Genomic DNA, 22726 nt, shown 5'->3' with positions numbered 1-22726 from the left:
ACGGCGGCTACGGGGCGCCCGGCAGTGGTTGAAGCTGGGCGAACCGGGCTTGCAGAAACGCCCGCAACGCCTGCAACGCCGGGGTCAACGCCTGGCGATGCACGCACACCAGGTGCAACGGCGCTGGCAGCCCGTAGCCTTGCGGGAACAGTTCCACCAGGCGCCCGGTGCGCAGGTCTTCATACACATCCAACCGCGACTTGTAGACAACCCCCAGCCCAGCCACGGCCCAGCGTCGCACCACATCGGCATCGTCACTGACCCGGTCGCCGGTCACCGCCACGGTCTGTAGCCCCTGCGGGGTAATGAACCCCCAACGCTCGTAAGTCTGCTCGCCCATCACATAGCGCAGGCAGTTGTGCCCGGCCAGTTCCTGCGGCGTGCGCGGGGCGCCGTGCCGGGCGATATAGGCAGGCGCTGCGCACAGCGTGCGACGGTTGTCCGGTGCCAGCGGCAGTGCCACCAGGCTTGAATCGGCCATCTGGCCATAGCGGATGCTGGCATCGAGGCGGTCCCCGAACAGGTCGGCCACCTGGTCACTCAGGCGCAGTTCCAGCGTGATGCCGGGGTGCTCGGCCTGGAACTGGTCAAGCCACGGCAGCAAGGTGTTGCGCCCAAGGTCCGATGAGGTCGACAGGCGCAAGGGGCCGGTGATTTCGCCACGGCCCTGCTCCAGCGCTACCTCGCCGTCCACCAGCGCCGCCAGCACCTGGCGCGCATGGGGCAGGTAGCGCAGGCCTTCATCGGACAGGCGCAGGCGCCGGGTGGAACGCACCAGCAGGCGGATCCCGAGGCTGCGCTCAAGGCGCTGCACAGCGGCGCTGGCAAGGGCCGGGGAGATATCCAGCTGACGTGCAGCGGCGGAGAAACTGCCGCTGTCGACGGTGCAGACGAACACCTGCAAATCGTCCATACGCACGAGTTTTTTCATGAAGGGGCTCACAACCCGTTGATATTCATGGCAGCGATGCTGAGGGATATGCCGCACAAGGTCTACGCTTGAGTGTTCATGACTTTGAAATTCATCATGGAACGAGGCCCTGCCCATGCATTTGCTCCGCCCTTCCCTTGCCATTGCCCTGACCCTGGCCTGCGCCAGCACCCAGGCCGCCGAGCCCTCGCCACAAGAGCTGCTCAAGCAGGCCCAGGCTGAACAGCAGCACTACCTCGACACCCTCAAAGCCCTGGTTTCGGTGGATACCGGCACCGGCACCGAAGCCGGCATCAGCCAGGTCAGCGCCGAACTGGTCAAGCGCCTCAAGGCGCTAGGCGCCCAGGTGCAGACCCACCCGGCCAAGCCGTCGGTGGGCGACAACATCGTCGGCACGTTCAAAGGTACCGGCAGCAAGGATTTCCTGCTGATGGTGCACTACGACACGGTGTTCGGGCCTGGCACTGCCGCCAAGCGGCCGTTCCGTATTGACGGCGACCGCGCCTACGGCCCAGGTGTGGCTGATGCCAAGGGCGGTGTGGCGATGATCCTGCACGCGGTGAAGCTGCTCCAGGACCAGCAGTTCAAGGGTTACCGGACCTTGACCGTGCTGTTCAACCCAGATGAAGAAATGGGCTCGGCAGGCTCCCGGCAGATCATCGCCGAGCTGGCCCGCAAGCATGATTACGTTTTCTCCTACGAGCCGCCTGACAAAGACGCCGTGACTGTCGCCACCAACGGCATCAACCGGCTGAAACTCGAGGTTAAAGGCCGCGCATCCCACGCAGGCTCCGCCCCCGACGAAGGCCGCAATGCGCTGGTCGAGCTTTCGCACCAGTTGCTGCAACTGAACGCGCTGGGTGACAAGAGCAAAGGTACCACGGTCAACTGGACCCTGGCCAAGGCGGGGGAAAAAGCCAATATCATCCCTGCCCTGGCCAGCGCCGAGGCCGACATGCGCTACAGCGACCTTAGCGAAAGCGCGCGGGTCGAGGCCGATGCCCAGCGCATCATCAAGAAGGGCCTGGTGCCCGATACGCAAGCCACCGTCACGCTGGAAAAGGGCCGGCCACCGCTGGCTAAAAATGAAGGGTCGGCGCAGTTGGCCAAGACCGCGCAGCAGCTCTACGGCAAGATCGACCAGCGCCTGGAGCCGATTGCCATGCGCTTTGGCACCGATGCCGGCTACGCCTATGTGCCGGGCAGCGCCAAGCCTGCGGTGCTGGAAACCCTGGGGGTGGTCGGTGCGGGGCTGCATGGCGATGACGAATACATGGAAATAAAAAGCGTCGCCCCGCGGCTGTACCTGAGCGTGGCGATGATCAGGGAGCTTGCGCAGTAAGCGCGTGTGCAGCGCCGCTGTAGGAGCGGCCTTGTGTCGCGAGGGGCTGCGCAGCAGCCCCGGCGATCTTGCATAAGGCGGATATCTAGGGGCTGCTGCGCAGCCCTTCGCGACACAAGGCCGCTCCTACAGCGCGTTTGAAGATCAATTATCCAGCTGATCCTTGATGATCTTGCCGGTCTGCGGATCTACCTGGAATTCATACTGCTTGCCATCGGCCTTGAGGCCTTCGCCTTCCCAATGGCCATCATCGGCCTCAATCTTGGTGATCTGCGTGTAGCCCGCGCCCTTGAGCGCAGCTTCTGCCTGGTCCTTGTTGACCTTCCAGTCCGCACCGGGCTGGTCAGCCCACGCCGCTGAAGCACCCAAGGCACCGGCCAGCGCAAGGCCTGTGAACAAACGAGTCATCGCTTTCATTGCCAACTTCCTTTTAGTGAAGGGTTCAAGGATGCGACTCAACCAGCCGCGCCGCAGTTCATTCCAGATGCACAGGCGCCCCACTTTGGCGCCGACACTGCCCCATGAACCACCATCGCACCGCGCGGCGGCCCAACCTTGAACAGCCCCAGCCCTTCAAGCACGGGCCCTGCGCAATTATCTGACCACTTGGCCATGTTTTTGCTTTGTAACCTGCTCATCACCCACACCCGAGCAGCCCATGTCCGAATCCCCCTCGCCGCTGCGTCTGGAGCTTCGCGCTATCACCAAGCGCTATCCAGGCACGCTGGCCAACGACCGTCTCGACTTGCGCATCGGCACCGGTGAAATTCACGCCCTGCTCGGTGAGAACGGCGCCGGCAAAAGCACGCTGATGAAAATCATTTATGGCGTCACCGCCCAAGACAGCGGCCAGGTGCTCTGGCAAGGCCAACCGGTGCAGATACGCGACCCGGCGCAGGCGCGCCAGCTCGGTATCGGCATGGTGTTCCAGCACTTTTCGTTGTTCGAAACCCTCACCGTTGCCGAAAACATCGCCCTGGCGCTAGGCCGAGCTGCCGGCAGCCCGCAGCAACTGGCACCGCGCATCGCCGAGGTGTCGCAGCGCTACGGCATGGGCCTTGAGCCGCAGCGCCTGGTGCACAGCCTGTCGATTGGCGAGCGCCAGCGGGTCGAGATCGTGCGCTGCCTGATGCAGGACATCAAACTGCTGATTCTCGATGAGCCCACCTCGGTGCTCACCCCGCCTGAAGTCGATGAGCTGTTCGTCACCTTGCGGGCACTGGCCGCCGAGGGCTGCAGCATCTTGTTCATCAGCCACAAGCTCGGTGAGGTGCGCGCCCTGTGCCACAGCGCCACGGTGCTGCGCAGCGGGCGCGTGTCCGGCGCCTGCGTGCCGGCCCAGTGCAGCGACCTGGAACTGGCGCGGCTGATGGTCGGCGATGCCGAGGGGCTTGAGGCCAGCTACCCGAAACGGGCCGGCGGGCTGCCCCGGCTGCGGGTCGACGACCTGACCTGGCGTAGCAAGGACCCGTTCGGTACCTCCTTCGAGCATCTGCGCCTGGAAGTGCGCAGCGGCGAAATCGTCGGTATCGCCGGAGTGGCCGGCAACGGCCAGGATGAGCTGCTGGCGCTGCTCAGCGGGGAAACCCGGCTGCCGGCAGGCGAGCGCGAGCGCATTACCCTGGACAACCAGCCGATGGCTCATCTTTACCCCGACGCGCGCCGCGCCCTGGGCCTTGCCTTTGTTCCGGCCGAACGCCTGGGCCATGGCGCGGTGCCAGACATGACGCTTGCCGACAACGCCTTGCTCACCGCCTTTGAGCAGGGCTTGGTCAGACGTGGCTTGATCCGCGCCAGTAAGGTACAGGCGCTGGCCGAGCAGATCATCCAGCGCTTCGCCGTCAAGACCCCGGACACCCAGGCCCGCGCCCGCAGCCTGTCGGGGGGCAACCTGCAGAAATTCATCCTTGGCCGCGAAATCCTGCAACAGCCAAAACTGCTGGTGGCGGCGCACCCGACCTGGGGCGTGGACGTAGGCGCGGCAGCGGCGATCCACCGGGCACTGATCGCCCTGCGCGATGCCGGCGCAGCCATTCTGGTGGTCTCCGAGGACCTCGACGAACTGCTGCAGATCAGCGACCGCATCGGCGCGCTGTGCAGCGGGCGCCTGTCGCCGCTCAAGGCCACCGCCCAGACCCACACCGTAGAGGTCGGCGGCTGGATGGCCGGCCAATTCGATACCGCGCATCACGCTGCCTGACGAGACCCTGCCATGTTGCTATCCCTCGAACCCCGTACCCGGCAGTCGCGCGCCATGCTGCTGCTCTCACCGCTGCTGGCCGGGCTGCTGACCCTGTTCAGCGGCGCCTTGCTGTTCAGCGCCCTGGGGCATGCCCCGCTGGCAACCTTGCATACCCTGCTGATCGAGCCGATAAGCGACCTTTACGGCGTGTCCGAGCTGCTGCTCAAGGCCCTGCCGATTCTGCTCTGCGCCCTGGGCCTGGCAGTCGCCTATCAGGCGCGCATCTGGAACATCGGCGCGGAAGGCCAATTACTGATAGGTGCCCTGGCCGGCAGCGCGCTGGCGATTCAACTGATCGACTGGGACAGCCGCTGGGCGCTGCTGTGGGTGCTACTGGCCGGCACCTTGGCCGGGGCGCTGTGGGGGGCGCTGGCCGCCTGGCTGCGCACCCACTTCAACGCCAATGAAATCCTCACCACCATCATGCTCAACTACATCGCCCTGAACCTGTTGCTGTACTTCGTGCACGGCCCGCTGAAAGACCCGGACGGTTTCAGTTTTCCGCAGTCGGCGATGTTCGGTGATGCCAGCCGGCTGCCGGCGCTGTTCGAAGACGGCCGCGTGCATGTGGGGCTGTACTTCGTGCTGCTGGCATTGGTGGCGGTATGGGTGCTGCTGCACAAGAGTTTTCTGGGCTTTCAGATCAAGGTGCTGGGCCTGGACCGCCGCGCCGCAGGCTTTGTCGGCTTTCGCGAAAAGCGCCTGGTTTGGCTGGCGCTGCTGATCAGCGGCGGGCTGGCGGGGCTGGCCGGGGTCAGTGAAGTCAGCGGGCCGATTGGCCAGTTGGTGCCGCAGGTGTCGCCCGGCTACGGCTATGCGGCGATTACCGTGGCGTTTCTGGGGCGCCTCAACCCGTTCGGCATTCTGCTCGCCGGGCTGTTGATGGCACTGCTGTACCTGGGCGGTGAAAACGCGCAGATGACCCTGAACCTGCCGCAATCGCTGACCGGCCTGTTCCAGGGAATGATGCTGTTCTATCTGCTTGCCTGCGACGTGCTGATTCTCTACCGGCCACGGCTGACGCTTGACTGGCGGCGCCGGGCAGCGCTGGCGGCTGCCAGCGCCTGAATTCCCCTGACTTTTTACGTATGCCTGGCGCCGCTGGCGCGCAGGCTGAGGCTTGGATTATGGATCTCGATCTACTGGGCAATATCCTCTACGCCATGGTGCGCTGCGGCACCCCGCTGCTGCTGGTGGCGCTGGGCGAGCTGGTGTGCGAAAAGAGCGGCGTACTCAATCTGGGCCAGGAAGGCATGATGCTGTTTGGCGCAGTGGTGGGGTTCATCGCCGCCTACGCCACGGGCAACCTGTGGCTTGGGGTGTTGATGGCGTGCCTGGCCGGCATGCTGCTGGCGGCGTTGTTTGCCTTGGTGGCGCTGGGCTGCCAGGCCAACCAGGTAGCCACCGGGCTGGCCCTGACCATATTTGGCGTCGGGCTTTCTTCCTTTGTCGGCACTGCCTGGGTGGGCAAGCCACTGAGCGGTTTCGAGCCCGTGGCCATCCCGTTGCTGGCAGACATTCCGCTGATCGGCCACATGCTGTTCAACCAGGATGTACTGGTTTACCTGTCGTTTGCGCTGTTCGGGCTAATCACCTGGCTGCTGCTCAAAAGCCGCCCGGGGCTGGTGCTGCAAGCGGTCGGTGAGAACCCCGACGCCGCCAGCGCCATGGGCTTGCCGGTACTGCGCGTGCGCACCCTGGCGGTGCTGTTCGGCGGCGCCATGGCCGGGCTTGCCGGTGGCTACCTGTCATTGGCCTACACCCCGATGTGGGCTGAAAACATGACCGCTGGGCGCGGCTGGATTGCCTTGGCGCTGGTGGTGTTTGCCAGCTGGCGGGTGCTGCGGGTGTTGCTTGGGGCCTACCTGTTTGGGCTGGCCAGCATTCTGCACCTGGTTGCCCAAGGCATCGGCGTGAGCTTCCCGGCCAATCTGCTGGCGATGCTGCCCTATGTGGCAACCATCGTGGTGCTGGTGGTGCTGTCGCGCGATGCCCTGAAAACCCGCCTGTATGCGCCGGTTTCGCTTGGGCAACCGTGGAAGGCCGGGCACTGATCTGCTGGCGTGTACTGACTTCACGCAACCCTGTGTAGGAGCGGCCTTGTGTCGCGAAAGGGCTGCGCAGCGGCCCCCTGCGATCTCGCATGAAGCCGAGATCCTGGGGCCGCTGCGCAGCCCTTTCGCGACACAAGGCCGCTCCTACACGAGGTGGCGTCGCTTACGGCAAGACCATCCGCCGCGCACCAGCAAGTGGCGGTGGCAACGCCCCGGCGCACCACCCCGGCGCCGTTGCCGCAACGATCCCCCACCAAATGCTGTTTTTGCCCACATGGTCAGCTTTTTGCAGTACTCCCTTCGCCACACCACAAGACCAACAGGAGCCCACCCCAGATGCCCCACAACAAGACCAAGCACCTGCTGCGCACCCTGGCCGCGGCCATAGGCCTTGCCAGCGTCATGTCCGCCAGCGCCGCCGACCCACTCAAGGTCGGTTTCGTCTATATCGGCCCCATCGGCGACCACGGCTGGACCTACCAGCACGAACAAGGCCGCCAGGCGCTGATCAAGCAGTTCGGCGACAAGGTCGACACCAGCTTCGTCGAGAACGTCCCGGAAGGCGCAGACGCCGAGCGAGTCATCCGCAACATGGCCAAAGGCGGCTACGACCTGGTGTTCGCGACCTCCTTCGGCTACATGAACCCCACCGCCAAGGTGGCCAAGCAGTTCCCCAAGGTCACCTTCGAGCACGCCACCGGCTACAAACAGGACAAGAACCTCGGCACCTACCTGGCCACTTCCTACGAAGGCCGTTATGTCGGCGGCTATCTGGCCGCAAAAATGACCAAGACCAAGAAAGTCGGCTACGTCGCCTCGTTCCCTATCCCTGAAGTGCTGCGCGATATCAACGCCATCCAGCTGGCGCTGGACAAGTACAACCCCGGCACCGAAATCAAGGTGGTGTGGGTCAATTCGTGGTTCGACCCGGGCAAAGAGGCCGACGCTGCCAACGCGCTCATCGACCAAGGTGTCGATGTGATGTTCCAGCACACCGATAGCCCGGCGCCGATCCAGACCGCCGAACGGCGCGGCGTCTATGCGGTGGGCTACGCCTCGGACATGGCCCACTTCGGCCCCAAGGCAGTGCTGACCTCGATCGTCAATAACTGGGGCCCGCACTACATCAAGAGCACCCAGGCAGTCATCGATGGCACCTGGAAATCGCAGGACTACTGGGGCGGCCTGGCAGATGGCACCGTTGAGCTGCCCATCAGCGACCTGGTACCCGCCGATATCAAAGGCGGCGCCGAACAGATCATCGCCAGCATCAAGGATGGCTCGTTCCACCCCTTCACCGGCCCGATTGCCGACCAGAGCGGCACTGTGCGGATCGCCGCAGGCGCCGTTGCCAGCAACGCTGAACTTGCCGGCATGAACTACTACGTCAAAGGCATCACTGCCCAGTTGCCCAAGTAACTGCAACCCGGTGCGCCGTCCCTCCGCTTCGGAGAACCGCGCACAAGGCCGGCTGAGCCGGTCGTTTCGCTGCCTGGGTACGAGAAGACTCGCAGCTAACCGGGCCGCCCGTAGCGGCGGCCCGGACACCCGGAGCCACACATGGACACCCTGCCGATCATCGACATCACCGCGCTTTACCAACCCGACCCCGGCGCCCGCCAGGCAGTGGCCCGGCAAATCGACGCCGCCTGCCGTACCTGGGGTTTCTACTACATCAAGGGCCACCCGATTGCCCCTGCGCGTATCGCTGCCCTGAAGGCCGCCGCAGTAGACTTCTTTGCCCGCTCAGCTGGCGAAAAACTGCGGATCGACATCACCCAAAGCCAGCACCATCGTGGCTACGGTGCAATTGCCACCGAGCAACTCGACCCCAGCCGCCCAAGCGACCTTAAAGAAACCTTCGACATGGGCCTGCACCTGGCCGCCGACCACCCCGAAGTGCTCGCGGGCAAGCCGTTGCGCGGCCCCAACCGCCACCCGGACATCCCCGGTTGGGAGGTGCTGCTGCAACAGCACTATGAGGACATGCATCAGTTGTCGCTGACCCTGCTGCAAGCCATGGCCGAGGCACTGGGCATCGCCCCGGACTTTTTCGAGCAGCGCTTCGACCAGCCGATCAGCGTACTGCGCATGATCCACTACCCGCCGCGCCAGGCGGCCAGCAGTGCCGAGCAGCAAGGTGCCGGCGCCCACACCGACTACGGCTGCATCACCCTGCTTTACCAGGACGACGCCGGTGGCCTGCAGGTGCAGAGCCGCAGTGGGGAGTGGATTGATGCGCCGCCCATCGAAGGCACCTACGTGGTCAACATCGGCGACATGATGGCGCGCTGGAGCAACGACCGTTACACCTCGACCCCGCACCGGGTGATCAGCCCGCTGGGGGTAGACCGCTACTCGATGCCATTCTTCGCCGAGCCCCATCCCGACACCGAGATCAGCTGCCTGCCGAATTGCTCGGGCACTGACAACCCGCCGCGCTACCCGGCGGTTTCGTGCAGCGCCTATATGCTCTCGCGCTTCGCCCAAACCTACGCCTACCGCCGCGAGCAGGCCGCTGGCTGAGCCCTGTGATGGCGCAACGCCGCGCCATCCTGAAGCACCTCGACGCCGCGCAGCTTCACCGCTGCGCGGCGTCTTGGCATCTGCGCCCGGTAAACCCGCAGCCGTGCAGATATCTGTCTGCGCAGACAAGAATTGGCGCCGTTCTTGCTCTGCTCTGAAAGCCTGACCAACACGACAGGTTCAGCACTCGATAACGACAACAACCAAGGAGCTTCAGATGACGCGCACCACCCCTTCGCTGCTGCTGGCAGGCGGTTTGCTGGCAACCGGTCAGGCCCTGGCCGGCGACCTGCTGCTGTGGCAGGACAACAGCCTGACCTACCTGAACGGCATCGACTTCAAGGTCGACCCGCCCAGGCAGCAGACCGTCACGTTCGAGCACGCCAGCGGCTGGAGCTTCGGCGACCTGTTCTTCTTCGTCGATGGCATCAAGTACAACACCAAGGCCACCAACGGCGCAGGTGACGGCCACAGCTTCTATGGCGAGCTGAGCCCGCGGCTGTCGCTGGGCAAAATCAGCAACACCGACCTGTCGTTCGGCCCGATCAAGGATGTGCTGATTGCCGCCACCTGGGAGTTTGGCGAGGATGACGTCGATGCGTATCTGATCGGCCCGGCGGTAGACCTGAACATTCCAGGCTTCGACTACTTCCAGCTCAACACCTACCTGCGCACCCCCGATGGCAAGCGCGACGGCAAGAACGTCTGGCAGATCACCCCGGCCTGGAGCTACACCATCCCGGTGGGCAATTCCAACGTGGTCATCGATGGGTTCATCGACTGGGTGGTCGACAACGACAAGAGCTACCACGCCAACTTCCACTTCAACCCGCAGATAAAATACGACCTGGCCAAGGCCATGGGCTGGGGCGAGAAATTCTATGTGGGTGTGGAGTATGACTACTGGAGCGACAAGTACGGCATCGACAACGACAGCTTCCTGGGCAAGGAAGTGCTGGGCGGGACTGACCAGAGCGCGATCAGCTTGTTGCTGAAAGTGCATTTCTAGCGCGCTGTAGCGCCAGCCTGCCAGGGCCTCATCGCAGGCTGGCGCCAGCTCCCACAGGGATCCGGGCCAGACTCGGATATCGCGGCTGTGCGTGGTCACTGTGGGAGATTCTATGGTTTCGGGCAAGTCGCTTTTGATTATGTAGGAGCAGCCCTTTCGCGGCACAAGGCCGCTCCTACACTGACCGCGTAGACGACATCGATATGGGGATGGGCGAGCTCTGTGGGAGCTGGCGCCAGCCTGCGATGAGGCCGGAGCAGGTTTGCACAAAGCCATCGTATCCCCCACAGGGGTCCTCAGCCCCCCGCCACCGCGCCAATGAAATTGGCAAGCTCTGCCGTCTGCGGTGCGGCGAACACCTCGCGCGGGTGGCCGACTTCGTGCACCTTGCCCTGATGCATGAACACAAGCTTGTCGCCAACCTCACGGGCAAAGCGCATTTCGTGGGTGACCATGATCAGGGTCATGCCTTCACGGGCCAGTTGGCGCACCACGCTGAGCACTTCGTTGACCAGCTCCGGGTCCAGCGCCGAGGTGATTTCGTCGCACAGCAGCACCTTGGGCGACATCGCCAAGGCCCGGGCAATTGCCACCCGTTGCTGCTGCCCGCCAGACAACCGGTCCGGGTAGGCATCGACCTTGTCGCTCAGCCCCACCCGCGCCAGCATCTGCTCGGCAAGATAGCGTGCCTCGGCCTTGCCGGCCTTCTTCACCACTTGCGGGGCCAGCATCACGTTTTCGCCCACGGTCAGGTGCGGGAACAGGTTGAACTGCTGGAACACCATGCCAACCTTCTGGCGCAGCGCGCGCAGGTCGGCGCGGGCGGCGTCCAGGTACTCGCCGTCCACCTCGATGACCCCGTCGCTGATCGACTCCAGGCCATTCAAGGTGCGCAGCAAGGTGGATTTGCCCGAGCCGCTGCGGCCGATAATCGCCACCACCTCGCCCTCCTCGATGCTCAGGTCAACGCCCTTGAGCACATGGTTGTCGCCGTAATACTTGTGCAGCGCGGACACTCTAAGCAGGGGCATGCAGCCTCCTTTCCAGATAACGGGCGCTCAGCGAGAGCGGGTAGCAAAGGATGAAATAGCCCACGGCCACCAGGCCGTAGATCAAAAAGGGCTCGAACGTGGCGTTGGCCAGCATGCCGCCGGTCTTGGTCAGCTCGGTGAAGCCGATGATCGAGGTGACCGCCGTGCCTTTGACCACCTGCACCGAAAAACCAACGGTAGGCGCTACGGCAATACGCAGCGCCTGCGGCAGGATCACATGGCGCAGTTGCTCAAATCGGGTCAGCGCCAGGCTGCCAGAGGCCTCCCACTGGCCACGCGGGATCGACTCCACGCAACCGCGCCAGATTTCAGCCAGGAACGCGCTGCTGAACAAGGTCAGGGCAATGGCCGCCGCCATCCACGCCGACACGTCCAGCCCAAACAGCGCCAGGCCGAAGAACACCATGAACAGCTGCATCAACAGCGGCGTGCCCTGGAACAGCTCGATATAGCCACGGGCGGCGCCGCGCAGCAGCGGCTGCTCGCTGATCCGCGCCACCAGCAGCAACAGGCCAGCGGCGCTACCACAGACAAACGCCACCAGCGACAGCAGCAAGGTCCACTGCAACCCGGTCAGCAGGTTGCGCACGATATCCCACAGGGTGAAGTCCATTCAGCGTCTCCCCATCAACAGGCGCTGGCCGATCCACGCCAGCAACTGGCGCACCACAATCGCCATCAGCAGATACAGCAGCGTGGTCAGCAGGTAGGTTTCGAACGCACGGAAATTGCGCGACTGAATGAAGTTGGCGGCGAACGACAGCTCCTCGGTGGCGATCTGCGAACACACCGCCGAACCAAGCATCACAATCACGATCTGGCTCGACAGCGCCGGCCATACCTTGGCCAACGCCGGCTGCAGCACCACGTAGCGAAACGCCTCGAAGCGGCTCATGGCCAGTGCCGCCGCCGCCTCCAACTGGCCCTTGGGCACAGCCTGAATGCCGGCACGGATGATCTCGGTGGAATAGGCCCCCAGGTTGATCACCATGGCCAACACCGCCGCCTGCCACTCGGTCAGGCGCACGCCAAGCGCGGGCAAGCCGAAAAAGATGAAAAACAGCTGGACGATGAACGGCGTGTTGCGGATCAGCTCCACGTACAGCCCGAACAGCGCATCGAAAGGCCGCAGGCGCCAGGCGCGGGTAACCGCGCCGACGACACCAATGGCGACCCCGAGCACGGTGCCGATCAGGGTCAGTTGCAAGGTGAACAGTGCGCCCTTGAACAGCAGGTCGCCCTGCGCCAGCACCGGGGCGAAATCAAATTGATAAGCCATCAGTCAGGCGCTCAGAGGTCGGCCGGCAGCGGCTGCTTCAGCCATTTTTCAGCGTTGCGGTTCAGGCTACCGTCGGCCTTGGCCGCATCCAGCGTGGCGTTGACCTTTTCCAGCAGCGCCGGCTCCTGTTTGGCCAGGCCCACATAAACGGGCGAATCCTTGAGCTTGACCTTCATCACCGGGACCTTGGATGGGTTTTTCTCGGCGATGGCCGCCATGACCACACTGCCGCTGGCAATCAGCTCGACCTGGCCGGACAGGTAGGCGGCGATGGTCGAATTGTTGTCTTCAAAGCGCTTGATGATGGTGCCTTTGGGCGCCACGGCGCTGAGTTCCATGTCTTCGATGGCGCCGCGGGTGACGCTGATGGTCTTGCCGGCAATGGCGTTGATGTCGCTAATCTGCGCCTCGGCCGGGCCGAACACTGCCAGGTAGAACGGCGCGTAGGGGCGCGAGAAGTCGATCACGGCCACCCGCTCCGGGTTCTTGCCCAGGCTTGAGATCACCAGGTCCACCTTGCCGGTGGTCAGAAACGGAATACGGTTGGTGCTGTTGACTGGCGTCAGCGCAAGCTTCACGCCCAAACGGTCGGCCAGCAGCTGCGCGGTGTCGATGTCCAGGCCGCGCGGTTTGAGGTCAGGGCCAACCGAGCCGAACGGTGGGAAGTCCTGAGGCACGGCGACCTTCAGCACGCCACGGGCGGTGATGTCGGCCAGCGCGTCGGCCTGGGCCTGGGCAAGGGTCAGGGCGCCGGTGCAGAACAGGGTTGCCAGCAGCAGGGGACGGAACGTTTTCATCGAAAGGCCTCGCACAGGGTCCGAAAATGGGCTGCTGGGCCAGTGCACGGGTCATGCCAGCCTTGGCTAAAACCCCGTAGCTCGCAGGGTGCGCGGCTATTTCAAGGTCTTACTGGTCTGAACAGTTGCCGCGCCACGCCCCGCTTTCGCGCAGTGCCGCCACAGCCTGCGCCACAACGAAGCAAGGCTTGCCAGCACAGGCCAATTCACCGTAAAACGGTGCCCATCGCTCTCAGACCGGTCTGCCCAGCATGCTTGCCACCCCTGCCCGCCCCGTCCCGGAAATCGCCTTGCAGGCGATCCGCAAACTGATCGAGGAAGACGGCTACCTGCCCGGTGACGCGCTGCCCTCACAGCGCGACCTGGCCGAGCGCCTCGGGGTCAGCCGTGCCTCGCTGCGTGAGGCGCTGTCCACGCTGAGCGCCTTGGGGCTGATAAGCGTACAACCGGGCAAAGGCGTGTTCGTGCAAACGCCCGTGGCACCGGGCGGCGTGCCGAGCGGCTTTGCCTGGCCCTATGCCGAGCAGGTGTCGGCGGCCGATACCTTCCAGTTGCGCTACGCCCTTGAAGGCTTTGCCGCAGGCCAGGCGGCGCTGGCACTGACCGCTGACGACCTGGACGAACTGCAAGCCAATGTCGAGGCGATGGCCCTCGAGCTTCGGGCTGGGCGCTTCGAAGCGGCGGCGCGGCTGGATTTCGCGTTCCATCAGAAACTGCTGCAGGCTAGCGGCAACCGCGCGATGCTGCAGGTGATCACAGCCAGCCAGGATATTTTTCTGGAAAGCCAGAAACTGCCGTTCATTCGCCCCGAGCGGGCCATGGAAACCTGGCAGGAGCATCGCAAGATCCTGCGCGCCCTTACCCGCCGCTCGCAGGCGGCTGCGCAGCGGGCCATGCAGGAGCACATCCGCAATGCCGCTGCGCGTACCGGAGTGGTGTTTGCAGGGTAAGACCCGTTACGCCTTGATGTAGCCCATCACCGACTCGCAGATCATCTGCTTGTGGCGCGCCTTGACCTGCTCATCGGCCAGGTCGATCTGGAAGATATCGCCAAAGGTGTGCCGGTTGGAAACCCGGTAGAAACAGAACGAACTCATCAGCATGTGCAGGTCGATGACCTCGATGCCCGGGCGGAAAACGCCCTCGGCCACGCCACGTTCCAGGGTGCGGCCCAGCGCCTGCAGCACCAGGCTGCTCATTTCGCGGATCGCTGGCGACTGCTTCACATACTCGCCGTAATGGATGTTTTCGGTACAGACGATACGCACGAAATCGACGTTGCGGTCGTGGTGATCGAAGGTGAACTCCACCAACCGCCTGATCGCCTGGTCGGCCGGCAGCGACTCAAGCTCCAGGCTGTGTTCGGTCTTGCGGATATCGCCATAAAGCTTCACCAGACACTCGACGTACAACTGCTCCTTGCTGCCGAAGTAGTAGTAGATCATGCGCTTGGAGGTGGCGGTGCGCTCGGCGATGGCATCGACCCGGGCACCGGCCAGGCCCTGCTGGACAAACTCGGTGATGGCAGCCTGGAGGATATTCTCGCGGGTTTTCTCGGGGTTGTTCTTGCGCGCCTTGCGCGCCCCCTCGGCTTCAGGCTTGACTACCGGATCACTCATACCGACTCACAGGCTCATTATTGGAATGGGCCGATTATCCGTGAGCCGGGCGATGCAGGGAAGCACGCTGTTGGTCGGATGGTCAGGTTTGCCCATGGCCGGCACTCAGGCCGAGCGGTTGGTCACGCCAAACGGCACATGCACCGAGGGCACCACGGTGCTGGTGCTCTTCAGATGCCCTGACTGGTCATCGAAAAAGATATGCGGCTTGAGCACGCGCAACACCCGGCGTTTTTCGATCCCCCCCAGAAAAAACGCATCGTTGGCCATCACGCCCCAGCTTTTCAGGGTATTGAGCGCCCGTTCGTGGGACGGCGCATTGCGTGCGGTCACAATCGATACGCGCAGGCGGTTCAGGTACTCGGGGTGTTCGAGGCGGAACTGCTCCTCTGCTGCCTGGATGCGCGCGATGCGGACGAAGAACTCCTTCAGCGGCCCTGGGTTGTGTGGCTGGGCGACGTTCTTCACCTCGTGTGCATGGAAACGGTCCAGCCCGCCAGACTGCATCACCGCTTCCGACTCATCGCCGGCCAGCACACCATCGAAGTCGAAGGCGATGCGCAGGTTGTCGTCGCTTTCGTCATCGTCGAACTGCGAATCGAGCACCTGCCCTGCCGGGTAGCCGGCCTGGATCGCGGCGTCCACGTGGCCCTTGTCGGCGGAGAGAAACAGGGCGATGTTCAGCGCCGGAATGTACTCGTACGGCGAGCGGCCCTGGGTGAAGATCGCCCGGGTCATGTTCAGGCCGTAGTGGTTGATGGTCTTCATCACGCGCAGGCCAGTATCGGGGTCGTTCTGCGACAGCAGCACCACCTCGACCAGCGGGTCCTCGGGGTCATCGCGCAGGTTGTTGAGGGCCAGCAGGCGCTTGATGAACGGATAGGCGATGCCCTTGCCCAGCGGGACGTCCAGGTGTTGCTCCTGGTATTTGCGGTATTGCGCTTCGCCGTCACGGCGGAACACTGCATCTGACTCGCTGAGGTCGAAAACGGCGCTTGAGGCAACACCGATGACCAGGCGGTCGTCCAGTTCGAAGGGCATGCTGCGGTCCTTGTGCAAGAGGTGTGGGCAGAGTACACCAGCGCCGTTACAGGACAAGCCCGCCGGGGCGTGTCGCAGCCCCTGTAGGGGCGGCCTTGTGTCGCGAAAGGGCCGCAAAGCGCCCCCGGCAATATCAGCTTGAAGCACAAATCCTTATTCACTGGCGCAGCTTGCCAAGCGCCGCCAGCACATGCCCGGTGGCCTGCTCCAGCGCCCCTTCGCGGCAGGCGATGCCCAGCTGGCGCCACAAGCCGGGGCGCAACGGCCGGCGAATGATGCGCGGATCATGCGGCTGCTCTTCGCCCTCCTGCGGCAGCAGGGTCGCCCCGTAACCCGCCGCCACCAGGCTCTTGATCGCATCGTTGAAGTTCAACTCGATGCGCGCCTCGGGGTAAAGCCCGGCGCCGGCAAACCACTCTGAGGTCACCCGCGACAACTGCGTGGTGCTGTCATTGAGAATCAACGCCTGCCCGGCAAGCCAGGCCGGGGTGATGCGCGCCGGCGCCTGCCAGTCGCAGGGCAGGTACGCCATGATGGGGTCACGCCGCCACTCGGTCACCCGCAACCCCTTGCCCGCCACCTGCGGTAAGGCCACCAAGGCGATATCCAGGCTGCCCTGGCGCAGTTGCTCGAGCGAGGCCTGCGAGGTCAGCACCTGCACCTGCACATCGATCCCGGGGTGCTCCACCCGCAGGGCTTGCAAGGCCTGCGGCAACAAGTGGGCAATGGCCCCGGTCGAGGCGCCCAGGCGCACCCTGCCGGCCAGGCCTGCTACCTGACGGTGCACTTCTTCGAGAGCCTGGTCTGCGTCGGCCAGCAACTGCCGGGCACGGGCCAGCAGGGTTTCACCGATGGCCGTGGCGCGCACCTGGCCACGGGTGCGGGTGAGCAGCGGTGCGCCGATACGCGCCTCAAGGTCGGCGACATGCAGGCTGATGGTCGGCGGCGCCAGGTTGAGCTGACGGGCGGCGCCGGCAAACGAGCCATGCTCGGCAATCACCACCAGGGTACGCAGGCGGTCGAGGCTGATTTCTCGCATTGGGGCACCCGGAAAGTACATCAGTTTTCATGAACGTCAGCATCATGATATTCAAATTTTCTTTAGTCCAGCGACAAGCGAGGATAACCCCGACTCCTCCTCCACGGACATTCCCATGCACCAGCCACTTGTCTTCATCGATGGTGACCAAGGCACCACCGGCCTGCAGATCCACGCCCGCCTGCATGGCCGCCAGGACTTGCGCCTGCTCACCCTGCCCGACGCCGAGCGCAAAGACCCCAAGCGCCGCGCCGAGGCCATCAACAGCGCCGACATTGCCCTGCTGTGCCTGCCCGACGACGCCGCGCGCGATGCGGTGGCAACCCTGCACAACCCGGCGGTCCGGGTGATCGATGCAAGCTCCGCGCACCGCACCACGCCGGGCTGGGTCTACGGCCTGCCGGAGCTGGATGCCCAGCAAGCCGCGCGCATTGCCCAGAGCACCCGCATCAGCAACCCCGGCTGCTACCCAACCGGCGCCATCGCCTTGCTGCGCCCGTTGGTCGAAACCGGGCTGCTGCCTGCCGACTACCCACTGAGCATTCACGCCATTTCAGGCTATTCCGGCGGTGGCCGGGCTGCCGTGCAACGCTTTGAGCAGGCCACTGACGCAGCACTGCCAGCCTTGCAGTTGTATGGGCTGGAGCTTGCCCACAAGCATGTGCCGGAAATCCAGCAGCATGCAGGGCTCAGCGCCCGCCCGGTGTTCGTGCCGGGCTACGGCGCCTATCGCCAAGGCATCGTGTTGAGCATCCCGCTGCAACTGCGCCTGCTACCGGGGGTCACCGCCGAGCAGTTGCAAGCATGCCTGGAGCAGCATTACCAAGGCTCGCGCTACGTACAGGTAATGCCGTTGTACCAGCAAGGCCCTGCCCCGGCGCTGGACCCACAAGCCCTGAACGACAGCAACGACCTGCGCCTGGCGCTGTACGCCAACCCCGAGCACGGCCAGGTGTTGCTGACCGCGGTGTTCGACAACCTCGGCAAAGGCGCATCGGGCGCTGCCGTGCAGAACCTCGACCTGTTGTTGACTGGGCTGCGCTGAAGACTCCGGGTAGACTGTGGCCCCGCCTTGTTCGAGACGGGGCGTTTCAGCCCACCCGGAGCCTTACCCGCGATGTTCATCCTTCGCCGCCTCGACGGCGTGCCACCTGAATCCTTCCAGAACCAGATCCGCCAGTTGGTGATCGAGCATGTAGGCCAGCTCAGCAGTGTCGGCATCAGCCAGGACAACGCGCTGTACCCGCTGTATCAGTACGGCGTGGGCCTTGAAGTGCACCAGTACCTGATGGCCCTGGACGGCACCCGTGGCCTTGCCGTGCAACTGACCCTGGCGTTGGATGCCGATGCCCCGGACCAACTGCTGGGTTTCGCCTTGACGCTGCCTGCCCAGGACGACCCAGAGGCCTGTGCCCTGGCCTACCTTGCGGTGGCGCCCAGCCACCGGCGCCAGGGCATTGCCCGCGCCCTGGTCGATGACCTGCGCAGCCGCTATGCCTGCGTCGAGCTGAGCACGTTCGCCGGGCAAGTGCCGTGGTTCGAGGCGATGGGCTTGCAGGTGGTTGCCAGCGCCGGACCGCAGGTGTTGATGAGCAGCACCGGGCGCCCCAGCGGGGCGTTGATCGGTCGGTTGGATGTCGCGCCGATCTACCAGACGCTGGAGGTCATGCAAATTCACGCGTATCTGCTCAAGCATCAGGGCGATGAAGCGATGATCGAGGCCGAGCGGCTGCGTGACGAGCGCCTGGACAGCCTGACCGAAGAAGCCAAGGCCTGTGTTGCCCAGCGCCTGATGCGCCACTGAGATCAAGCGCCGTTTGCACGGCGCATCGCAGGCTGTCGCCAGCTCCAACAGGGTCTGGCCAGAGTTCAATATCGCGCCTGTGCGCGGTCTCTGTAGGAGCGGGCTTGCCCCGCGAAGGGTCGCACAGCGACCCCAGATGGCTAACCTGCCCTACTCAGCCATGCACCCAACGCCGGTGCAAGCCACGGGCAAGCGCATCGAGCATGAACCCCAGCACCCCGATCAGCAGCACCATGGCCATCAGTTCCGAGTATGCCAGCCGGTCGCGGGTATCGAGAATAAAGTAGCCCAGCCCCGCACTGACCCCCAGCATCTCGCACGGCACCAGCACGATCCACAAGATGCCGATGGCCAGACGCACGCCGGTCAGAACATGGCCGATCACCCCCGGCAAAATCACCTTGCACAGCGTCTCCCAACGCGTCGCACTCAGGCTACGGCTCAGTTGCAACCAGCGCGGATCAAGCTGGCGCACGCCAGCGGCGGTATTGAGCAAGATCGGCCACAACGCGGCAAACGCCAGCAAGAAATAGATCGGCTGGTCGCCCACGCCCATCAACATCACCACCACCGGCATCCACGACAACGGCGAAATCATGCGCAAAAATTGGAACGCGGGCGTGGTCGCTGCCTCCAGATGCCGATAACTGCCCACCAAAAGGCCCAGCGGCACCCCGATCAGCAGTGCCAGCAGCAAGCCAATCAGGATGCGCTTGAGGCTCACCCAGATGTGCCCGTAAACCTCGCCCTGGGCCAATAGCTCGACCAGGCTGTGCAAGGTGGCCTGCGGCGCGAAACGCGCCGACAGCCCGTCTGCGGCGCCAAACAGGCGCACGCCGGCCCACCACAACAACAGCAACGCTGCCAGGCCAGCCAGACCCAGCGCGCCATGCACGATGTGCCTGCGCATCAAACCGCAAACTCCTCGCTACGCTGGAAGTTCTCGGCGATGCCAAAGGTCGCAGGCCCGCCCACGGCGGCAATGGCGTTGCGCACAAAGCGGTCATCCACCAGATCGCGTGCCACGTGGGCCGGGTCGAGCCCGGCAAGAAAGCCGTTTTCGCCCTCGATCAAGGTGTTCTTCAGGCGCTTGACCAGTTCTTCGGTATAGCTTGGGAACGGGTAAGGCTGAAAATCGATGCGCTTTTCATCCCACTGCTGGTGCTGGATGGCGCCACTGGCGATGTAGGCCGCGCGGTCTTCGGCAGCGGGCGCTAGCACCTTGCTGAGCACGGCCGCTTCATGGGGGGTGTAGCGGTTGGGGCCGGCCTTGGACAACAAGGCTGCGGCCTCGGCGCGGTGCTCGCGGATCCATTGCTGGGCCTTGACGATGGCATTGACCACTTTCTGCGACCACTCTGGGCGGTTGTTCAGGTCATGCTCGTGCATGAACACCACGCAACAGGCATGGTTACGCCACACATCGCCCGTAAAGCGCTGCACCCGCCCAACCTTGAGGTTTTCGGCCAGGGCGTTGAAGGGCTCTGCAACGATGTAGCCGGCGATGCGCTTGCTGGCCAGGGCCGGCGGCATGTCCGATGGTGGCAGCACCAAAAGATTGACTTCGTTGGCCGCGAGCGTGGCGCTGGCAGGTTTGGAAACCGCCTTGAGGCCGTTATCACTGAGCATCTGTTGCAGCACCACGTTGTGGATCGAGTACCAGAACGGTATCGCCACCGTCTTGCCGCCGAGCTGGCGCATGTCGCTGATATCCGGGGCTACGGTCAAGCCCGAGCCGCCGACGTGGTTCCACGCCACCACTTTGGCTGGAACCTTGCTGCCATAGCGCGCCCACACGGTCATCGGCGACAGCAGGTGGATCACGTTGACCTGCCCGGAGATGAACGCTTCGATGACCTGCGCCCAACTGCGCAGCAGCACCGGGCGTTCGGCCTTGATGCCTTCGGCCTCGAACAGGCCATTGTTGTGCGCCACCAGCAGCGGCGTCGCGTCGGTGATCGGCAGGTAGCCGATACGCACGGGCGCGTCGGGTTCGGCGGCAGCGCGCGCCTGCAAACTGGCCAGCAACGGCACGGCGCCGGCTGCGGTCAGCATGGCGCTGAGCTTGAGGAAATCGCGACGCGAGGTGGTGGAACAGCAGTCATCCATGCACATGGACAGCCTCCGAGGGCAAGGGAGATGGGGTGGGTTCGGCTGTGCGGCTTGCCCGCCGTAGGGTTTTGAGGATGTCGATACGCAACGCGCCAAGCTCCTCGACCCGCTGCGCCCGTGGCTGCGGCAGGTCGATGTGCCATTGCCCGAGGGTGCGCGCCGGGTGGTTGCCCAGTAGCAGCACGCGATCGGACAGCAGCAAGGCTTCGTCGATGTCGTGGGTGATCAGCACCGCCGCGGTGTTGTGGGTGGCGATCAGTTGCAACAGCAGTTGCTGCATATCGGCGCGGGTGACTTCATCCAGCGCCCCGAACGGTTCATCAAGCAGTAGTACTTCGGGCTGGCGGGCCAGACAGCGGGCCAGCGCCGTGCGCTGGGCCATGCCGCCGGAAAGCTGCGCCGGATACTGGCCACGGGCGTGGGCAAGGCCCACCGCGGCAATTGCATGGTCGATGCGGGCGCGCCGCTCACCGGCAGAGAGCTTGGGTTGGCGCGCAAAGTCCAGGCCGAAGGCGACGTTCTTCTCAAGGCTCAGCCAAGGCAACAGGCTTGGGTCCTGAAACGCCACCGCCAGGCGCGGGTGCGGCCCGGCAAGGACCTCGCCATGCAGCATGACGCTGCCGCCACGCGGCTGCTGCAAACCGGCAAGCACCCGTAACAGGCTCGATTTGCCAACCCCGCTGGGGCCCAGAATCGTCACCACCTCCCCCGGCGCCAGGGCCAGGTCAAACTGCTCAAGCACAGCCTGCCAGCCACCCTCGCGGGGGTAGCCCAGGCTGATGTCGCGGGCCTGCAGTAACACCTCGGTCATGCCGAGGCCGCCTGGCGGTGCAGCTCGGCGCGCAGTTGCACAAGGCTAGGGGTGACGATGGGCACGAATGCCGACTCGCGCCAGCGCCGCGCGAAACCCTCGCCGTAGGCATTCAAGTAGGCCTTGCCGCCGCTTGCCTGCAACTCAAGTTGCACGGCATCGGCAGCGCATTCGGCCAAGGTGATGCGCAACTTGAACAGCGCCGCCGGCTGGGCCAGGAAGCGCCCCTCGTGCAAGCCTTGCTTGAGTTCGCCGACGGTGTTTTCCAGGCGCTCGTGCAGCACTTGGCGGGCCTCTTCAAGGAACGAGCCTCGGCCATTGAGATGCTCCTGCACCTCGCTCAACGAACGCCGTGCCAAGCCAATTGCCATGCCGCATTGCAAGGCAAGGAACGCCGGGCGGACGCGGGGCAGGAACTCGCGGGCGTTCTCATGCAGCAGCCAGTCGCGGGCCAGCTCCACCTGATGGAAAGCCAACGCTGCGGTGTTGCTCGATTGCAAGCCCATCAATTGCAGGTCATCGGAGCGTTCGAGCCCCTTGGCGTCAGACGGAATGGCCAGCACGAACGGCGCACCACCGGCATCGCACTCGATGGCGGCAGCCACCACGAAGCCGCACTTGCGCAGGTTTGTCACCCAATGCAGGCGGCCTTCGAGGGCCCACCCCTCTGCCTGCGGCCGGCCACGCACTTGCAAGGCCTCGATGCCGGAAAGAAACTTCATGGCATTGGAAAGCCCGGTGGCACCGGCCAGTTCGCCTTTGAGCAAGCTCGGCAGCAGGCGCTCGCGCAGGGCCTGGTTGGGGCTGTGCAGCAGGTATTCGATGAAGGCGCGCTGGCCCCAGCAGACAAACGCAGCAGCCAGCGAGCGGTTGGCGATGGCCGCGATGGCTTCGACCCCATCGCTCACCTCACCGCCCGAACCGCCGAGTTCTGCGGCCACGCCAACGCGCAGCAGCTGTGATTCGGCGATATGTGCCAGCACCTGGTGCGGGTCGCACTGGCCCTGGTCGATGGCTTCGGCGTTGGCATCCAGCCATTGGCGAAAAGCGCTATCAAGCATGTCCCTA

23 protein-coding genes are annotated in these 22726 nt (G+C 64.4%); 10 read left to right on the top strand and 13 right to left on the bottom strand.

Annotation, left to right across the window (positions count from 1 at the left end; translation table 11 throughout):
- Window positions 1-7: 7 nt before the first annotated feature.
- Entirely contained in the window at window positions 8-931 is a 924-nt protein-coding gene (locus tag HU719_RS07200; RefSeq protein ID WP_186537280.1) for a LysR family transcriptional regulator, read from the bottom strand.
- A 115-nt stretch (window positions 932-1046) separates the two neighbouring features.
- Between HU719_RS07200 and HU719_RS07195 the strand changes: the two genes are divergently transcribed.
- Window positions 1047-2273, top strand: coding sequence for a M20/M25/M40 family metallo-hydrolase (locus HU719_RS07195; protein ID WP_186537279.1), 1227 nt, complete (start codon window positions 1047-1049; stop codon window positions 2271-2273).
- A gap of 144 nt (window positions 2274-2417) precedes the next feature.
- On the opposite strand, the gene HU719_RS07190 is transcribed toward HU719_RS07195, so the two are convergent.
- Window positions 2418-2690 (bottom strand): PepSY domain-containing protein, encoded by a 273-nt coding sequence (locus HU719_RS07190; protein WP_186537278.1) that lies wholly within the window; start codon window positions 2688-2690, stop codon window positions 2418-2420.
- Window positions 2691-2931: 241 nt separating this feature from the next.
- Between HU719_RS07190 and HU719_RS07185 the strand changes: the two genes are divergently transcribed.
- The 6 genes from HU719_RS07185 to HU719_RS07160 all read left to right on the top strand — a co-directional run bounded on the left by HU719_RS07185 (window position 2932) and on the right by HU719_RS07160 (window position 10104).
- Window positions 2932-4473, top strand: coding sequence for an ABC transporter ATP-binding protein (locus tag HU719_RS07185; RefSeq protein WP_186537277.1), 1542 nt, complete (start codon window positions 2932-2934; stop codon window positions 4471-4473).
- A gap of 12 nt (window positions 4474-4485) precedes the next feature.
- Complete coding sequence (locus HU719_RS07180; protein ID WP_186537276.1) at window positions 4486-5583, top strand: ABC transporter permease; 1098 nt, start codon at window positions 4486-4488, stop codon at window positions 5581-5583.
- Between the two features lie 59 nt (window positions 5584-5642).
- Window positions 5643-6569, top strand: a complete 927-nt coding sequence (locus HU719_RS07175; RefSeq protein ID WP_186537275.1) for an ABC transporter permease — start codon at window positions 5643-5645, stop codon at window positions 6567-6569.
- Between the two features lie 336 nt (window positions 6570-6905).
- Window positions 6906-7988 (top strand): BMP family ABC transporter substrate-binding protein, encoded by a 1083-nt coding sequence (locus tag HU719_RS07170; RefSeq protein ID WP_186536784.1) that lies wholly within the window; start codon window positions 6906-6908, stop codon window positions 7986-7988.
- A gap of 141 nt (window positions 7989-8129) precedes the next feature.
- Window positions 8130-9095 carry an isopenicillin N synthase family dioxygenase gene (locus HU719_RS07165; protein WP_186536785.1) on the top strand — a complete coding sequence of 322 codons (966 nt, stop codon included), beginning with the start codon at window positions 8130-8132 and terminating at the stop codon, window positions 9093-9095.
- Window positions 9096-9312: 217 nt separating this feature from the next.
- Complete coding sequence (locus HU719_RS07160; RefSeq protein WP_186536786.1) at window positions 9313-10104, top strand: outer membrane protein OmpK; 792 nt, start codon at window positions 9313-9315, stop codon at window positions 10102-10104.
- A 296-nt stretch (window positions 10105-10400) separates the two neighbouring features.
- Here the strand turns inward: HU719_RS07160 and HU719_RS07155 are convergent, their stop codons facing one another.
- Genes HU719_RS07155 through HU719_RS07140 form a run of 4 tightly spaced genes read right to left on the bottom strand, consistent with a single transcriptional unit; the run spans window position 10401 to window position 13232 of the window.
- Window positions 10401-11135 (bottom strand): amino acid ABC transporter ATP-binding protein, encoded by a 735-nt coding sequence (locus HU719_RS07155; RefSeq protein ID WP_186518405.1) that lies wholly within the window; start codon window positions 11133-11135, stop codon window positions 10401-10403.
- Window positions 11122-11769 carry an amino acid ABC transporter permease gene (locus HU719_RS07150; RefSeq protein WP_186536787.1) on the bottom strand — a complete coding sequence of 216 codons (648 nt, stop codon included), beginning with the start codon at window positions 11767-11769 and terminating at the stop codon, window positions 11122-11124. Before HU719_RS07150 ends, HU719_RS07155 begins: the two co-directional genes overlap by 14 nt.
- On the bottom strand, window positions 11770-12435 hold the full coding sequence (locus HU719_RS07145) for an amino acid ABC transporter permease (RefSeq protein WP_186518409.1): 666 nt from the start codon (window positions 12433-12435) through the stop codon (window positions 11770-11772).
- An 11-nt stretch (window positions 12436-12446) separates the two neighbouring features.
- Window positions 12447-13232 (bottom strand): transporter substrate-binding domain-containing protein, encoded by a 786-nt coding sequence (locus tag HU719_RS07140; RefSeq protein ID WP_186536788.1) that lies wholly within the window; start codon window positions 13230-13232, stop codon window positions 12447-12449.
- Between the two features lie 251 nt (window positions 13233-13483).
- On the opposite strand from HU719_RS07140, the gene HU719_RS07135 reads away from it, so the two are divergent.
- Window positions 13484-14182, top strand: coding sequence for a FadR/GntR family transcriptional regulator (locus tag HU719_RS07135; RefSeq protein WP_186536789.1), 699 nt, complete (start codon window positions 13484-13486; stop codon window positions 14180-14182).
- A 6-nt stretch (window positions 14183-14188) separates the two neighbouring features.
- Here HU719_RS07135 and HU719_RS07130 read toward each other — a convergent pair whose 3' ends face one another.
- The 3 genes from HU719_RS07130 to HU719_RS07120 form a co-directional block, all read right to left on the bottom strand.
- Window positions 14189-14851 carry a TetR/AcrR family transcriptional regulator gene (locus HU719_RS07130; protein ID WP_186536790.1) on the bottom strand — a complete coding sequence of 221 codons (663 nt, stop codon included), beginning with the start codon at window positions 14849-14851 and terminating at the stop codon, window positions 14189-14191.
- Window positions 14852-14956: 105 nt separating this feature from the next.
- Window positions 14957-15892 (bottom strand): 5'-nucleotidase, encoded by a 936-nt coding sequence (locus HU719_RS07125; RefSeq protein WP_186536791.1) that lies wholly within the window; start codon window positions 15890-15892, stop codon window positions 14957-14959.
- Window positions 15893-16049: 157 nt separating this feature from the next.
- Window positions 16050-16931, bottom strand: coding sequence for a LysR family transcriptional regulator (locus HU719_RS07120; RefSeq protein ID WP_186536792.1), 882 nt, complete (start codon window positions 16929-16931; stop codon window positions 16050-16052).
- Between the two features lie 115 nt (window positions 16932-17046).
- Here HU719_RS07120 and argC point away from each other — a divergent pair, with 115 nt between their 5' ends.
- Both argC and HU719_RS07110 read left to right on the top strand, forming a co-directional pair.
- Window positions 17047-17976, top strand: coding sequence for an N-acetyl-gamma-glutamyl-phosphate reductase (gene argC / locus HU719_RS07115; protein WP_186536793.1), 930 nt, complete (start codon window positions 17047-17049; stop codon window positions 17974-17976).
- 72 nt (window positions 17977-18048) lie between these two features.
- Window positions 18049-18735 (top strand): GNAT family N-acetyltransferase, encoded by a 687-nt coding sequence (locus HU719_RS07110; protein ID WP_186536794.1) that lies wholly within the window; start codon window positions 18049-18051, stop codon window positions 18733-18735.
- Window positions 18736-18889: 154 nt separating this feature from the next.
- On the opposite strand, the gene HU719_RS07105 is transcribed toward HU719_RS07110, so the two are convergent.
- The 4 genes from HU719_RS07105 to HU719_RS07090 are packed head-to-tail and all read right to left on the bottom strand — an operon-like array spanning window position 18890 to window position 22719.
- Window positions 18890-19645, bottom strand: a complete 756-nt coding sequence (locus tag HU719_RS07105) for an ABC transporter permease (protein WP_186518426.1) — start codon at window positions 19643-19645, stop codon at window positions 18890-18892.
- The gene (locus HU719_RS07100; protein WP_186536795.1) at window positions 19645-20850 is read right to left on the bottom strand and encodes an ABC transporter substrate-binding protein; all 1206 of its coding nucleotides are present in this window, start codon (window positions 20848-20850) and stop codon (window positions 19645-19647) included. Before HU719_RS07100 ends, HU719_RS07105 begins: the two co-directional genes overlap by 1 nt.
- Complete coding sequence (locus HU719_RS07095; protein WP_186536796.1) at window positions 20837-21658, bottom strand: ABC transporter ATP-binding protein; 822 nt, start codon at window positions 21656-21658, stop codon at window positions 20837-20839. The genes HU719_RS07100 and HU719_RS07095 overlap by 14 nt, the downstream gene beginning before the upstream one ends.
- A complete protein-coding gene (locus HU719_RS07090; protein WP_186518432.1) occupies window positions 21655-22719 on the bottom strand; it encodes an acyl-CoA dehydrogenase family protein in 1065 nt (354 codons plus the stop codon). The genes HU719_RS07095 and HU719_RS07090 overlap by 4 nt, the downstream gene beginning before the upstream one ends.
- Window positions 22720-22726 lie beyond the last annotated feature (7 nt).

This window comes from Pseudomonas farsensis (assembly GCF_014268805.2).
GTDB lineage: Bacteria > Pseudomonadota > Gammaproteobacteria > Pseudomonadales > Pseudomonadaceae > Aquipseudomonas > Aquipseudomonas farsensis.
Note: the sequence above shows the minus strand (reverse complement) of the source record. Positions and strands in the feature narration are given on the sequence as shown.